Consider the following 15,416-nt stretch of genomic DNA (forward strand, 5'->3'; position numbering starts at 1 on the left):
TGTTTCTGAGAACAAAGATGAGCGTCCGCGCAGACCGGTAGCACGTCAAATGTCGTAGGCAGTGGCGAAGTAAAATTCAGGCTACATGAAGCAGGCAGATGCAGAGGCTTGGCCTTGGTGATGGTGTTTGCCACATCGCTGGGCATCCTGACGCATCGATTCCGGTGAACCAACACAGATCGATTTGCCGAAATACTTCTGCCAATGCCACACCAGGTCTCGCCACATCGATGCGTCGATTCCGATCGACGTCAGTGTGCCAGCCAGCGAGTCAGGGACCTTCGCCGCGATTCCATCAACGCTCTGCTTCGCTGTCCAACGCAACAACCTGAGATAATCGCGAATCGACACATGCAGAAAACCCTTGTTGCTTGCTCGCAATCCGTCGCGATTGACTTCCGCATCACTGGACAGTTTGTCTGTCGATAGCGTCAACGGAGCCAACCACGCATCGCGACGAATTCGCTTGCCCGTTGGGTTGCGTTTCTTTGCTTTCCGCTGCGCGCGAAGTTCTTCAACAGGCGTTTCGCGGATCTTCTTAGCCGCTTCCTCGGTCGGAACCGGCTTTAAGTCGAACGCTGCGGAATCAATGCGTTTTCCTTGGCTTCCCTGAATGCGATCGAAGGCGGAAGTATGCGGAGAAGTCGCTGGATCCGCCGTCATCGCCGCTCGAACTGGGTTCAAATCAACGTACATACTGCACGCGAGCAATCCGGCCTCATCCACGATTCGCTGAGCCTTAAACCGCCCCTCCCAAAAACGCCCCGTGCATTCGTCTTGCTTGTTGGCCAAACGAGAAATCGGCTCAGCCAACGACCGCATGAACCATGAAATGTCCGACATTCGCAGCCGAATCTCAGCAATTCGCTCTGCGTTGCTCGCCAGGACTTTGACTTCATGTTCCGTCGGTTCGGCCAGGTGTTCTTCCATTCGGCGTCCTGGAAACACTCGCAGCCAGCGAATCGCGACCTCAGCATCACTCCAATTCGCCACCACATCAGGGCGATTGCGCAGGATCACGTGCAGGTGATTGCTCATGACAGCGTACGAAAGCACGTCGATCCCGAAGACGGAGGCAAGAGCTTCCATCCGTCGACGGATCCACTCTTTTCGAAACGAGTAATCCTTGCCAGTTTGTGCATCAACGCCAGCTAAAAACGCTCGTCGCACGCACCTCTGCACCGCATGAACGATGCAAATCTCGCTACTTCCAAACTGTTCTTCACGTTTCGGCCGAGGCATGGAAACTCTCCAAAGTGAACTGGGCAGTCACAACCACCTTAGCAATTCAGACCTCGCGGTCAAGAATTAGGTGGGTGGCACCAATCAGATTGGTAGCTCCGTGCGGATCGTTTTTTCATGAATTGACCGCTGAATTACTCCTGGATCTGAAAGCCCTTCGTTTCGCGTGGGAGCGCCGATTGGAGCTTCCCACTGCAGCCCGTTTCTTTGTCGCAGCGGCCGCTGGCGACCAGCAATCGTCCATCCACGAGCCCTTCAATGCCGAGTGAACAGTTGAGCTCGTGTCGGCCTTTCATCCGAAAGTCGGCGTCGGTCACTAATGTGATCGACGGCGATCCATAGCAGCCAAACCACCAGCGACCATGAGCGAAGGTTGCCGTTTGGATCCCCAAGTGAGTGTGGCCGCTCGCGATCACGTGCTTCTTCACGAACTGAAACTGGCCGTCGTATTCGTACACATAGTTTTCGTCGAGTGAATCAGGCAGTCCGCCGACGACGTAGAAATGGCCATCGCGGTGTCCGATCCCGCCTGCCCCGTGAAAGACCTCTTGGGTCTCTTGCCGGGCAATTTCGTCGAGCGATTCCGCATCGTAGACGTAAACCCATGAGTCCGCATTGCCGTTGAGATCGTTGAATTTCCCAAGGTTAACGGCAACGTAGATCTTGCCGTCGCGGAAGCACAGATCGCCGTGATGGTTCGCGACAGGGATCTTCTTCAATACTTTGCCGTCGCGGTCCGTTTTGACCAACGTGGTGGTGAACGACCAGTAGATCGACGCCCCGTCCATACAAACGCCTTGCAGGTGATGGGGATAGGTTCCTTCACAGGTCACTTGAAACGGTTCTGCAGTGAATGCAGATTCCGAAGGTGCTGAATGGGCGTCTTGTGCGACAAGCGAATCCGCAAGGCTAAGGCTTGAGAGCAATGCCATGCTGACGAAGCAAACGGTTCGAAAAGTCGGTTGGATGCAAGTCATGAGTGAATCGTTCATCGAGAAAACAGATCGCTTTGATACCAAGACCGCAAGGGTAAGCTGTGTGACGTGGGACATGCAAACACTCTTCAACTAGAATTCATCAAAGATCAACGAGGTCGCTCAGCTAGCAGTCGGCGATGATCTATTTGCTCACCCTTCCGACCATGCGTCTTCACAGTTGCCGGTCCGCTTTGACCGATGATTCGGCGACGATTCATGCACGCCCGCTGTCTCGATGGCCGCATTTGGGAAGCTTGGTGCCATCGGAAGCTTGGTGCCATCCATTTCTCATGAGATCGTGTTTGGGATTACGCTGATTGTGATGCAGGCCGATCGGAGGCTTGGCTTGGCGGTGGTTGGTGTTTACCACATTGCTGGCCTTCACTACAGGTTTTGCTAATCAAGAACGCGTGAACTGGGAAAGACTGTATGAACGTCGATGTGGGCATCGGATACACGGTAAATAATTGCCGTATAGAAATTCCCAGATCGTCTCGATCCGATGCTCAGGAACCACTTCGTTGGAGCAAGGGGACTGTCGAAGCCTCCCAATGGACAGGTATATCTTGCGAACGTAAGCAAACGAGTAGCTGAGCATCCCTCCGCAATATGCTGGCGAACTGCTTTCGAGTCCTCCCGAGCCTGAAGGGTCCAGTAAAGCCTACTGGGCATCTTATGCCTCAAGCTCATCCATGAAGTCGTGCTCGACAAGTCGCCGGCATTCGTTAGAGTAACTTCGAATTCGACCTAGAGCGACGGGTTGATCAGTGCCAGATCGTCTAGTGCTATGCATCTGCCGAAAGATAGAACAACGCGTTTTTTGTAGCAGAAAAATCTCTAGATCGACTAACGCGATCACCCCGATACGACTCGCTCTGGAAAACACTCGTTCGAGCCCCGTAGTTGCGTTGACGACTGTGTCTTTCGCGGGGTGGTTACAATCGGTTGAGCGGTCAAACGTCGCGGACGACTTACCTCACTTTCCATTCAATTTGCCTGACGGTGCCGCCGAGGCTACTTCCGATCAAGTCGTCACGCCTTGTTTTGTCTAGGTCGCCCTTGTCTCGAAGATACGTGTCCAAGATCTCGGGGACGATGATTTTGAGAGCGTTCGTCACGTCGGTGTCTGTGTTCGGAAGTCTGCGTGGACCGCCGGTGGGATCGGAAAAGCTAAAGTGGTTCGCGTCATAAAACCACAACAAATGCTTGTCACCTGGCGGCATGAGATGAAAGAAGTCTTGGTGGCCTTTGCCGGAAATGTCATGGGTTCCTGAAATTCCAACGAACGGCTGAGTTACGGATTGGAAGCTTTCTTTATTAAAGAAATTTCCGTTCGAGCTCTGGGGGCTGAAAGCGATCGCGAGCTTGATCCGCGGCTCCGATAGGTCTTCCCTTAATTTGACCGGTTTCGCTCCGCAGGCCACCATTGCCGTGTAGGCACCGTAGGAATGTCCGATGATCGCGATCTCAGACAAATCCATTCGCCCCATGAATCGCGGATCGTCGGCATTCAACTTTTCCGAAAGGTCGATGGCAAATCTCACATCCAGCGGCCGGTTCTTTCGGGGAACCATGTCGTCGGCACTTTCCAACAAAGCGAGCCGGAATCCGACTCCACTATTCCTCATCCGCTGACGAATGTTATCAGTGTTGCTTGTAACATGCTCTAGGCATGCGACTACGAATCCATTGCGTGCAACCTCCGACGCCAAGGCGTACATCCCATGGCGACTCCCCGCCCCGCCGTGGGAGATCAAAACCAACGGGCAGGCTTCTTTCTGCTTCGGAAGGTGAAAGACGATCGGAACATTTCGATTGCGTGTCTTATCAACATTCGTTGGTAGATCGACCGTGTTGCTTTGACCATGGACGCCAGTGCCATAGGCAAGGAAAACCGTTAGCAGGATAGATGTCGCGAATAGTTGGCGTTTCATCATCAGCCCAACCCTCAAGCTTGTAAGTTCATGAAAAATCTTCGCTTACCGGTTCGGTTCGATCGCCAAATGGAATATTCGGCGGTCTCAAGACAGCAAGAACCGTATATAGCTTGAACGCGCACAACCGAAACAAGTTTCGCTCAGCAACTTCAGCAACATGGTGCCTTCATGGCTGGCACCAAACAGGATCCTATGGATGGCACGGAACAGGATCCTCGGCTTTTGCCCTGGTGCACAGCAAAGTTTCCGGTTGCCAGAAGAGCTGCCCCAGGACCTTGGTCTGGTTTGGGGTGCTGCGGACTGAGGAGCCTTAGTCCGTTACAGACCAGGAGGCAGGCCGATGCTGGAGAACGAACTGCGGTCGGCAGGTCACCAACTGCATACAGCATTCGCACGGAAGACTTTGCCGGCGACAACGACGCACTACCAACTGGCGCGTCTTCAAATTTGCGATCCGAACCACTATTGGATTCGTGCGCTAAGCTAAAACCTTCACGCCCGCGAACGCCTTCGCTAGCCCTAGCGATTTGATCTCGGCGTGAACCGCTTTGGGCTCGGGTAGTTCGAGGGTTTGTGCCACTTCGTCTGCGATTTGCTGGGCAAAACGCACGCGAGCCAGTTCGATTTGGCTACGAACCTCATCCGGCGTGACGTTGCGACCGGCCATGGCGGCAACCCGCCCGGCCCAAAGCTCACCAGTTTCATTGGGATGCGACATCATGACCCGCAACGAGTCATAAACGATGTCTTCGGCAGGCGCGTCCGGGCTTTGATTGACGATCCGCCCATATCGACACGCGTGCTGGTAACGTTCTAGCGATCGCCAAGCTCGCTGCAAAATGCCTTCTCGCCAATACCCAATCCAGTCGGACGACTCCAGTTGTGCTGCTTCAATGCGAGGCGCCTTGGGTGACTTCACAGGCTTACCATCGACGGTCGCCCCTTTTTCACTGTCCGCTTTCGCTTCGTCAAATCGTGCCTTGGCCGCCGAGCGAATACCACGGACCAAAAAGTCTCGAAGTCGTCCCTTATCATGCCCGCTGAATCCAGCCTTCACCAAGTGCGCAACCAAAATCGCGAGCGCACGATCGGCCTCCTGCTCACCACCGGCCACATCGATCATCAATCGCCGCATCGGTGCCAAATATCGCAATACGTACCCGGCCGCGCTGCCTGCACCTGTCCAGGTTTGTTTGGACCGAGCCAAGTGGACGCTCGTGGAGGTCGCTCGCCAATGACTCGACGAGCTCAACACGTCCCTTGAGGACGTCTTGACATCTGTGTCGCTTGTATTCGTCGAGTTAGCAGTGGTTTCACTCATAACGGGCATTCTAACCCCAGCAATTGAGTATGTGGCCACCCTAGATCACCTAACGGCGTGATTTAGGAAGATTTGGTCAGGACAAGCTCCGATTCCACAGACGACAACTCGGCACCCAAAGGGGCCTGCAGTTCGAAGATCACGGTGTAGCGGCCAGGCGCCAACCCCGAGGTCAGGAATTGCACGACGACGGGCTTGTTCGCACCCGAGGCAGGCAATTGCGACGCAGAAAGAACAAATGGATACGCCGGCGCTTTTTGTTTCGACTTGCCATCCTGCTTCAAGTAGATCGCTACCACAGCGACCTTCTTCACACCCCGGTGGATCATCCGTGGATCCGTTTGCGGGGAGTCCGCTTGGTTGAGCAACGAAAGCGTGAACTGAGCCAAACTGCCCGCGACGACCTCCGTTTCAGGTAGGGCCGGCGTCTCGAGCGACAACGCACCCAGCGTCGTTGCGGTGATCGGCTTAGGGGCTGACGATGACTCACCCACCGGCTCCCGGACACCTTCAGGTATCTCCACCAAGCTGAGTTCGGAAACCTCTTGAGCAACCCGGCGAGGCCCGGTCATCAGGTAAACCCCAAGCAAACCGACTAAGACAATCACGGCGGCCACCAACGACCACATCCGGAAATCCATCAAGCCTGGCGAAACGACCTCGGCCACTTCGTCATCCGAGTCGCCGGAGCCCGGGACGATTACAGCCTCAAGCACGTCCGCTTGATCGCTTTTGGAAGCCACCGGCACTCTACCGGTGGAGCTTCGTTGCTTTGCTTCCACTTTTTCGTCCGTGCCGAGATCGATTTCGAGCTGCTTTTGGTTGCCATGCTGAATTTCGTCGGCGACATCGCAAAGTGCTTGATGTAATGCGATCGCGGTAGGGATCCGATCACCAGGGTTCTTACGTAGCAGCTTTCCAATCAAATCGCTCAGCGGCAACGGGATGTCTGGATTCTCGTCGACAACGGGCGGTGCATCGCTGGTTAAAATGGCGATGAACTGTTCCGGCGCACTGCGTTTCAAAATGGGCGGATTCCCACTGCACAGTTCATACAGCACGACGCCCAGGGCATACAAATCGGTTCGTTCATCCACCGGTTCATTCCCAGCTTGTTCAGGAGCCAGGTATCCCAACGAGCCCATCACTTTGCCAGAGCTCACAAGTTTATCTTCGCCGGTCCCCGCCAAAGCGAGCCCAAAGTCGAGGATTTTAATTCGCTCGTGGGGCGTCTGCATCCACAAGTTGGCAGGCTTGATATCCCGGTGGATGATGCCTCGCTGGTGTGCCGCGTCGAGACCGAGTGCAGCCTGCTTGCCAATTTCGATGACTTCGTCGTAACTGTATTGGCGGCCTTCATCCAACAGCTCTTCGAGGCTGTTGCCTTGCAGCAGCTCCATCGCCATGAATGGCGTTGTCTTCTCTTGTCCCACCTCAAAAAGCGTCGCCACGTTGTCATGATGAACCGCTGCCATTGAGCGGGCTTCTTCGATGAATCGCTGCCGGCTATATGGCGTCGCGGCGAATTTTTGATTCATCACCTTCAACGCAACCACACGTTTTAGCCGCGTGTCTTCCGCCCGAAAGACCTGTCCCATCCCCCCTTTGCCCAACAGGTCAATGACGCGGTAAGGCCCGAGTCGTCCGATCTCACCTTCCCGCACCGGCGGGGTGAGAAAATCGGGAGTCTTCGGAGGTGCTGACATGGAGTGGGAGCCAATAATGGAAAACGGCAAACGTCCTGGCTGTCGATCGTTGCTCGGGCTGTAGATCTTTGCCACGTTGGAGCAGCAAATTTTGGACCCAATTTCTGGCCCTCATTTCTGGCCTCAGATACCAGAATCCCAACGCAAACCAGTCCGCCGGTAGGCAGTCTAGCAAACAAGTTGGAAATTGGATCGCGCGAGTCGGGCAGTCTGGCAACAAACCTATGGGTCAAACTACCAGGGCAGACTAAATGCTCGGTTAGTCGAAATCCAGTTGATTTTAAGTCCCGCCCCACCCTCCTGCTAGGTTTTTCAGCCTGTTAGGATTTTGGCAGCCTTGTTAGCCGTTGAATGGCCAAGGCGGCGGCTTAGCCGTTTTCCTGTTTTTGACTCGACTCCCCCCCCTGCCCCGGTTCTCCTTGTGACTCGCACACCGATTAACGAATTAACCGACGGCATCACGTTGGGCCAATCCTTCCAGGCCGCTGACAAACAACTCCGTGTCAATCGTCAGGGTGGGAAGTACATCCTGCTGAAGCTTTCCGACGCCAGCGGGACCATCGCGGCCATGATGTGGAATGCCGACGAGGCCATCTTCGATCGCTTCGACCGGGGCGACTATGTGTTCTGCCAAGGCCGAACCCAGATCCACAACGGTGCGTTGCAGATCATCGTGACCGATGTCGAACGAATGGATGCCGGCGAAATCTCCTTGGATGACTTCGAACGATTTGACGCCAACCAAGCGGAACAGAATCTTTCCCGACTGCGTGAACTACTGGCGACCTTATCGCAGCCATGGCTGACTCGCTTAGCCGACGCTTACCTGAACGACGAAGCCTTCATCCTGAGCTTTCGGCAAGCTGCCGCGGCCGTTACCAACCATCATGCCTATCCTGGAGGCCTGCTCGAACACACGCTTAGCATGATGGAACTGGCGCGGATGATCGGTCCCCGGTACAGCGGCGTCGACACCGATCTGTTGCTGATTGGCGCGTTCCTGCACGACCTCGGCAAGATCGACGAACTACGTTCCAGCGGCGAGATCAGCTATACCGATCGTGGGCAACTTGTTGGTCACATCGTCATCGGACTTCAACAATTAGGCGACAAGATCGCTGAAGTCGAAGAATCAAGCGGCGAGATCTTCCCGAAGGAACTGCGTTACCAAGTTGAACACCTGGTGGTAAGTCATCACGGGACACTGGAATACGGCAGCCCCAAGATCCCCGTTACTCTGGAAGCGGTCGCCCTACATCACATTGACAACCTGGACGCTAAGCTCGCGTCGTACACCGCTATCATGGATCGCGATATTGCCGCGGACGGCAACTGGACCAACTACACTCCCGCGATCGGGCGCAAACTTTGGAAGAAAAAATAGTCACTTCCCAATTAACATTTTGAACCGGCATCGTTTCGAACCGGCCTAGCCGACCACACACCTTTCCTGATCAAGCCCATGACTCCCGCTGTCGTCCTTCTATCCGGTGGCCTCGATAGCGCCACTTGTTTAGCCCTCGCCAAAGAACGTGGGCATGCCGTTCACGCCATCAGCTTCCGCTATGGCCAGCGACATCTCACCGAACTGGAACGAGCGACCGTTCTGGCCTCCAGCATGCAGGCAGCATCGCACCGAATCATCGACATCGATCTGGCACAACTCGGCGGTTCGGCTTTAGTCGACAGCAACATCGCCGTCCCGAAAGGTGAAAGTTTGGACGATATTGGTGACGACATCCCCGTCACCTATGTCCCCGCTCGCAACACGATCTTTCTTTCTTACGCGCTCGCTGTGGCTGAAACCATCGGTGCGTTTGACATCTACATTGGTGTCAACGCTCTAGACTACAGCGGCTATCCCGATTGTCGCCCAGCATTTATCGCGGCTTTCGAATCAATGGCTAGGTTGGCTACGAAGGCGGGTGTTCAATCCCAAAACACGCCGCTAACCATTCATACACCGCTGATCGACCTCACCAAAGGACAGATCATCGCCGAGGGAATTCGATTGGGAGTCGACTACTCAATCACGCTGTCATGCTACGATCCAATCACCACCGATGGCGATAAGATCACTCCATGCGGCCGGTGCGATGCGTGTTTGCTGAGAGCGAAAGGCTTCGCTGAAAACAACACTCCTGACCCTTCGCTCTAGCAGCAAATCGACTGCAGCAAGAATGCAGCATGGATGAATGCCATGTGGACAAATACCAGCGTGGACGAACCTTGAGATTGGCACCGGACGGCTTGCGCCGTTCCGCTAACACAACGAGTCCATCTGACTTGGGCCGCAGAATGGACATATTTCCTTGTCCACTACGGTCGAACCTCGAGTGCCATGGACTCGTTGTCTCGTCCACTACCGCACACCTCAAGTAAAAACGGCTTGATGCGTTAGTGCAGAATGAAACTGTTCAAGCTCCATCCGTCATCCGTCGTTTCAACGAAGCTAGAAGCATTGCGAAGGAACTGCTGCACTTCATCGAAGGCTGGCCACTTCTCGACATTGGGTCGTTCAATTTCCTTTTCGCCCTTCTTGTCCATCATCCGACGAACCAGCGTCGACAAGACTGAATCGTTTTGTTTCAGCTCACCGCGTCGTTGCAATTCGTATTTTGTACGCAGCGATTCGCGTAAGCGAACGATTCGTTGAATGGCCACCTGGTCAGCACCCACACTACGCGTCTTTTCCAACAACGACTGAATCTCGGGCAAGCTTCCAAGTCCGTCCGAAGAACCGGATTGAATTCGCTTCGCAACGTCGATCAGAAAACTATCGTGACTAGCGAAGACCAAATAAGGCTGGTTTGATCCTTCACCTTTGCCGACAACGGCGATCGCCCAGGTATTCAGCAGCGGGGTTTGCTCTTCATCGATAGCCTCTTCGAACTGGAAGTCATCAAAGAATTCCTGATCAACGCCATCGCCACTGTCGCCACGCTGTACTTTCCAAATATCAACGCCAGGCACCGCATCGATCAACGTGACATCCGGCTCCACTTCCATCGCCTTCTCAACGGCAGCGCGGATTGCCTCTTCATCACGAATCTCGATCGCAACCAAGACACGTTCGGAATCGACCGTCACTGGACTCGTATTGTCGGTCAACAACACTAAGTGTTCGCCCAAGTTGGGTAAAACGTTCTTAGCAATATCGATCTGGGGACCTTCTTCGTCGTCTCGGATCCCTTCGATCGTCGGCCGAAAGATCTGATCGTTGAACGCTTCATCGACCAAGCTTTCAACAGCCCAAAATGCCGACTCCAATTTCCAGTTGACTTGGGTCACGCTGGCGGTCGAGGCGGGAATCCAGCCTGGCAAGTTATAGAGGTCGCCGTTGGGGAACTGCAGAACTCTTGCTGCCAAACGATATCGGTCTGGCTTATCAGTCACTGGCGGAGCGTAGATGTATCCACGATGCAGCAGGTCAAAATCTTCCTGAGCGACAATCACCGTCCCACCGATTGCTTTGACGGCATCAAAACCCTGATCTTCTAGCAGATTCAGAATCTTCACCTTGTTGCCGCGATCCACCTTGGCAACATCGCGAATAATGCGGCCCATAGCCAAGGGGCGTACGAACCAATCGACATTCGATCCAGGCGTTTGAATTTCAGTCCGCTCGGCGACTTGTTTGATCACCGTTTGGTAGGTTTCGTCGCTTGCCAAACTCAACTTGCGACCACCGTCTGAAATTCCGTCGAGCAATTCAGTCACAACCGATTGGCGATCCGCCGCAATCACCCGTTCACCGGTTAATGCGATAACGACTTCTTCGATCTTCAATTGACCGGGGCGCGTCTTTGGCTGATAGACGCGTACGGGCTGTCCACGGTGAACGATGTCGGAGCGAGTCGCACCGTTCTTTTTCAAATCAGCGTCAATGCGATCCAGGACGTTGGCAGCGGCCGCCTCTTTGCCACGAATATCAGCGACAACACACAAGCACGAAGGTTGCCGGCGATCGTTTTCAAACGGCAACCAAGCCAACACGACTTCGCCGGCACCGATCTCATAGAGGTCTTTGGGACGAACCCCGACCTTGTCGCCAACGCGATTCCACAAACCGCTTTCCGAACCGAAGCTAGCTTCGATCAGTGGCTGCATCGAGGAATCTTCGCCGAGGGCGTAGAGCGTGGTTTTCTTCCAAGCGTCACAAAGCGTCGGCATATCAGGAACCGTCACCACGCCGGCCGCATCGGCTGGCATGATTTCAGTGGCTGATAGATATCCACCCACACCTGCATTGCCAGCGACTTCGAGAGGCGCGTTGGCACCTTCGTCCGCAATCACGGAGGATGTCAAAAAACACCCGCACGCTAGTACGAAAAGGCTTCGTAGAAAATGATTACTCACGTCGGATTCCGCCCGAAAGGTCGTATTGCGTTGAACTAGCGATGCCACTGAATGTTCATGTGGCCTGTCGTTACCGAGAGGCATGGTATCGCGCCGTAAATGGCGGTGAAATGCCAGAGCGTTGAAACGCAAACCGGCAGGAGGGCGCAACCCCCCTGCCGAGCGATAGATTATCAGTTCGCCCGTAACCCGCGTTTCACTCATTCACTGAACAAGTAAACGCCACCAAGGTTGCCGGCCGTTTTGAACTAGAAAGTGAAGATCGTGTCGATACCGAAGGTTGTTTGCGAATCTTCGTCACCATCTAGACCGGTGCCGTTAGCAGCCAATACCGCAGTGTCGCCGTCAACCCAATCCCAACGAATTTCCGGACGAATCAAAACATTCGCATGTGGCTTTACGTTGACACCTAAAGTGACTTCAAAGATGTCAAACTCTTCTCCGGCGACTTCATTGTTCCACCATTCCACACGTGATCCGAGGGCCAAACAGTCACTCATCGTGTAGATCAAGTAGTTGTTGTAGCCAATTGAATCCCGAACGGTGTTACCGTCAGCATCTTCAGACTTCAGCAAATCAGACTGGCTGATGTATTGCAGCTTGTCCGTCAGCGTGACGTCGGTGACGATCGAATGCATGTACCCACGCTCGGAGAAATTCCGAACCGCACCATTGACCTCGTTGAACCGGCCACCTGTGCTGGCATAAGTCACGGTGACGTGATCAGTCAGGTTAAGCGAAACCCCGCCCAAGAACGAATCCCCGTTGTCTTCGAAACCACTATCCCAACCCAGTGTGTATCCACCATAAGCGGTGATATCTTCGCCGATGTTCCAGGTCGCCAATGCACCGGTATGGGTGAACGGCTCGCTGTTGTACATCGTGTACGCATGGCTGTAGAAGAAGTTATCCGGCGCGGCCACAACTTCGTAACCAATGATCGTGAAAAAGTGTCCGACCTTTACCGACAAATCGCCATAGCCGACCTCACCATAAACTTGCGGCAAAGCGTGACCGTAGTCACCGCCGTTGTCCCAATTGGTATCCCAGTGACCGTTATCAAGTCCGAACGCCTGGGTGTCGGGTGCATCGGTTCCGTATACGTAGTCGATTCGTCCACCGAAGTCGAAGCCGTTGGTCGTGTCGATTGACTTTTCGGCATACAGCCACATTTGATGGAGCTGAAATTCGTCAGGCCGACTGTTGAACAGCGGCAACGCCTTGCTGTGGTATCCCAATTGGGCCCAACCGCCGGCGGAGATGGCGCCTGCTTGACCGAACAACGAAAACGGTTCGCCAAGGTTGCATGCGAGTCCATTGGCAAGGCACCCGCCCGACTCGCAACCGCCATCGCAGTCGCAACCGTAGTTTGGATCACAACCGCAATCCATGCTCATTTCATAGCCGGACACACCGCAGCCACAATCGGCCCCGCCCCCGCAATCGCATGCATCGTCACAGCTTGTTTCGAAGCACCCGACTTGCTGAATTCCCAGCGGCGCGAGGTTGCCTGATGCTGGCGAAACCGATGTCGGTAGCTGGCCGGCCTGATAGCCGCCTGACATTTGTTGATAGGCGGCTTGCGAGATCAGAGGCTCCCCCGCCGACACTTCGTTTAGCCCTGAAAAGCCCCAGCCTAAACTGGAAGCGGCGATCCCGCCTAAAGCCAAAAACAACGCGGCACGTTTGGATTTCATCACTGGTTTCCTTCCCCGATGGTAACCCCTGTCAGTAACACGCCCCGCCCACTCAAGCCTTGCAATCGTCCGTGAAAGCAAACCGAGGGCCGCACATCCATTGAAAGTTGGATGACCGAGCGACGTGAAACGAATCAAAGGACTCAATTCACAATATCGTATCGGTCCGCATAACCGGTAAGGTGAAGGTCATCGACAAGAAAATCCCAATCGATGCGATGATTCCTATTGCATCGCGTTAATCTGTGCCGGTTAGGCAGCAAACCAGCACCGAAGCTTGCACCGTCTGGTTCACCCTCGTCTCGCCAAACCACCCATTTCGCCAAATCGCGGTTTTCCTTTAGCGCATGAAAAAACCGACCGGACGCTGATTAGCATCCGGTCGGTTCGCGTTTTCAAGCGATCCTAAGATCTCTTAGAACAAGAAGATCGAGTCCATGCCGAAGCTGAACTGGTCGTCGTCGCCATCTTCCAGAACTTCTGGGGTTGCGACGTTGGAGTCAACCCAGTCCCAGCGAACTTCTGGACGCAACATGACGTTGCTGTGAGGCTTGTAGTTGACACCCAAGGTCAAAGCGTAGATATCGCTTTCGATACCGTTTCCACCACCGTCTTCGTAGATTCCTTCGTTGTCGTACCACTCGAAGCGTCCGCCAACTGCCAAGCAGTCGTTGATCGTGTAGAGCAAGTACTGGTTGATGCCGAAGGTGCTTCGTGCAGTCGTGCTGTCAGCGTAATCCGACTCAAGCACGTCGCTTTGGAAGATGTACTGAAGGTTATCAGTCACGGCAACGTCGAAGATCAACGAGTGCATGTAACCTGATTCAGCACCTTCAGCTGATCCTTGACGCTCGTTGAAACGACCGAAAGTCGTGGCGTAGATCATGGTGATGTCTTCGGTCAAACCGAGCGAAGCACCGCCCAAGAACGAATCGCCGTTGTCTTCGAAACCGCTGTCCCAACCAAGGGTGTAACCACCCCATACCGAGATGTCGTCAGACACGTTGTAGGTCGCCAATGCACCGGTGTGGGTGAAGGGCTCGCTGTTGTACATGGTGTACGCGTGGCTGTAGAAGAAGTTGTCAGGAGCTCCAACAACTTCCCATCCGATGATGGTGTAGAAGTGACCCAGCTTGACCGACAGGTCGCCGTAACCCATTTCAGCGTAAACTTGTGGCAATGCGTGACCGTAGTCTCCGCCATTGCTCCAACCGGAATCCCAGTGACCGTTGTCGATACCGAATGCCTGAGTATCAGGTCCGTCAGTACCGTAAACGTAGTCAATACGTCCACCGATATCGAAACCGTTAGAAGTGTCGATCGCCTTTTCAGCGTACAACCAACCTTGGTGAAGTTGAACTTCATCAGGACGGCTGTTGAAAAGTGGAAGGGCTGCGGTGTGGTAACCGACTTGCGCCCATCCGCCGACAGTGATGCCGTGACCGATGTCGCCGAACAGCGAGCAAGGATCAGCACCGCAGTCGCCGCAATCGCCCATAGCAGCTAGTCCGCCAAGGACGCCGCAACCAGCTGCCGAGTCACATCCGCTGTCACAGCAGGTGTCTTCGCAGTAGCTGACTTCGCAACCGCACTCAGGCTCGCAGCATGCGTTGTCGTCGCAAGTAGGCTCGCAGCATACTGGCTCACAACCGCAAACGGGCTCACCGCAGTCACAAGTTGTTTCGCAGCACGAAACCAAATTAATCTCATTTGCCCGAACATCCATCAAGTTGCTGGCGTTGATACCGCATGCAACCGCTGCGATCAGGGCTAGTTTACTAAGCTTCATTGCTTTCTCCGTTTAATCCCAAATCCAATTGGGGAGTTTTGTGGCACCAATTTTGGCGTGGTCAGAGAATCGAAGTGGCCCACTCACGTGAGTGGACTTCATTTCGAATCCCCATGACCGAAAAACAACATCCGGCCTCGCCGCCCTCGTTTCGAAGCTAGCCGCCACTAGGCTTCAATCTGAGTTTCAAGGCTGTTCCCGGTTCCACACCGGCTTGTCGAAAGTTTCATCGGTGCAAACCGCACTAGCGAACGCATTGGTCCTACTAATTAGCTCCGGAATCAGTCTCAACGGTTCCTGACAGACCGATCGCAATCTTCGCGCTGATTAGGGAACCCTTGCCGATCAGGCAATCTGTCCCGATCACGAAGCAAATTCACTCCAAAAC

The 15,416-nt window shown here is 54.3% G+C and carries 11 protein-coding genes; 3 read left to right on the forward strand and 8 right to left on the reverse strand.

Annotated elements, in window-relative coordinates:
• Positions 1-81: 81 nt before the first annotated feature.
• A complete protein-coding gene (locus tag ACR3ZL_RS25555; RefSeq protein ID WP_473650277.1) occupies positions 82-1,242 on the reverse strand; it encodes a transposase in 1,161 nt (386 codons plus the stop codon).
• Positions 1,243-1,376: 134 nt separating this feature from the next.
• Positions 1,377-2,174, reverse strand: a complete 798-nt coding sequence (locus tag ACR3ZL_RS25560) for a hypothetical protein (RefSeq protein WP_473650276.1) — start codon at positions 2,172-2,174, stop codon at positions 1,377-1,379.
• Between ACR3ZL_RS25560 and ACR3ZL_RS25565 the strand changes: the two genes are divergently transcribed.
• Complete coding sequence (locus tag ACR3ZL_RS25565) at positions 2,173-2,313, forward strand: hypothetical protein (protein WP_473650275.1); 141 nt, start codon at positions 2,173-2,175, stop codon at positions 2,311-2,313. The two genes, ACR3ZL_RS25560 and ACR3ZL_RS25565, sit on opposite strands and share 2 nt — an antisense overlap.
• Before the next feature lie 877 nt (positions 2,314-3,190).
• Here ACR3ZL_RS25565 and ACR3ZL_RS25570 read toward each other — a convergent pair.
• From ACR3ZL_RS25570 to ACR3ZL_RS25580, 3 genes are all read right to left on the reverse strand, one after another.
• Positions 3,191-4,156, reverse strand: coding sequence for an alpha/beta hydrolase family protein (locus tag ACR3ZL_RS25570; protein WP_473650274.1), 966 nt, complete (start codon positions 4,154-4,156; stop codon positions 3,191-3,193).
• 478 nt (positions 4,157-4,634) lie between these two features.
• Positions 4,635-5,477, reverse strand: coding sequence for a hypothetical protein (locus tag ACR3ZL_RS25575; protein WP_486173069.1), 843 nt, complete (start codon positions 5,475-5,477; stop codon positions 4,635-4,637).
• A 62-nt stretch (positions 5,478-5,539) separates the two neighbouring features.
• On the reverse strand, positions 5,540-7,183 hold the full coding sequence (locus ACR3ZL_RS25580; protein WP_473650272.1) for a serine/threonine-protein kinase: 1,644 nt from the start codon (positions 7,181-7,183) through the stop codon (positions 5,540-5,542).
• 421 nt (positions 7,184-7,604) lie between these two features.
• Here ACR3ZL_RS25580 and ACR3ZL_RS25585 point away from each other — a divergent pair, with 421 nt between their 5' ends.
• Both ACR3ZL_RS25585 and queC read left to right on the forward strand, forming a co-directional pair.
• Positions 7,605-8,567, forward strand: a complete 963-nt coding sequence (locus ACR3ZL_RS25585; RefSeq protein ID WP_473650271.1) for a 3'-5' exoribonuclease YhaM family protein — start codon at positions 7,605-7,607, stop codon at positions 8,565-8,567.
• 78 nt (positions 8,568-8,645) lie between these two features.
• Entirely contained in the window at positions 8,646-9,341 is a 696-nt protein-coding gene (gene queC, locus ACR3ZL_RS25590; protein ID WP_473650270.1) for a 7-cyano-7-deazaguanine synthase QueC, read from the forward strand.
• Positions 9,342-9,580: 239 nt separating this feature from the next.
• Here the strand turns inward: queC and ACR3ZL_RS25595 are convergent, their stop codons facing one another.
• The 3 genes from ACR3ZL_RS25595 to ACR3ZL_RS25605 form a co-directional block, all read right to left on the reverse strand.
• Positions 9,581-11,491, reverse strand: a complete 1,911-nt coding sequence (locus ACR3ZL_RS25595) for a membrane or secreted protein (protein WP_486173070.1) — start codon at positions 11,489-11,491, stop codon at positions 9,581-9,583.
• A gap of 299 nt (positions 11,492-11,790) precedes the next feature.
• Positions 11,791-13,239, reverse strand: a complete 1,449-nt coding sequence (locus tag ACR3ZL_RS25600) for a porin (protein WP_473650268.1) — start codon at positions 13,237-13,239, stop codon at positions 11,791-11,793.
• 415 nt (positions 13,240-13,654) lie between these two features.
• Positions 13,655-15,028, reverse strand: coding sequence for an outer membrane beta-barrel protein (locus ACR3ZL_RS25605; RefSeq protein ID WP_473650267.1), 1,374 nt, complete (start codon positions 15,026-15,028; stop codon positions 13,655-13,657).
• Between the last annotated feature and the right edge of the window lie 388 nt (positions 15,029-15,416).

This window comes from Rhodopirellula sp. J20-39 (genome assembly GCF_057365095.1).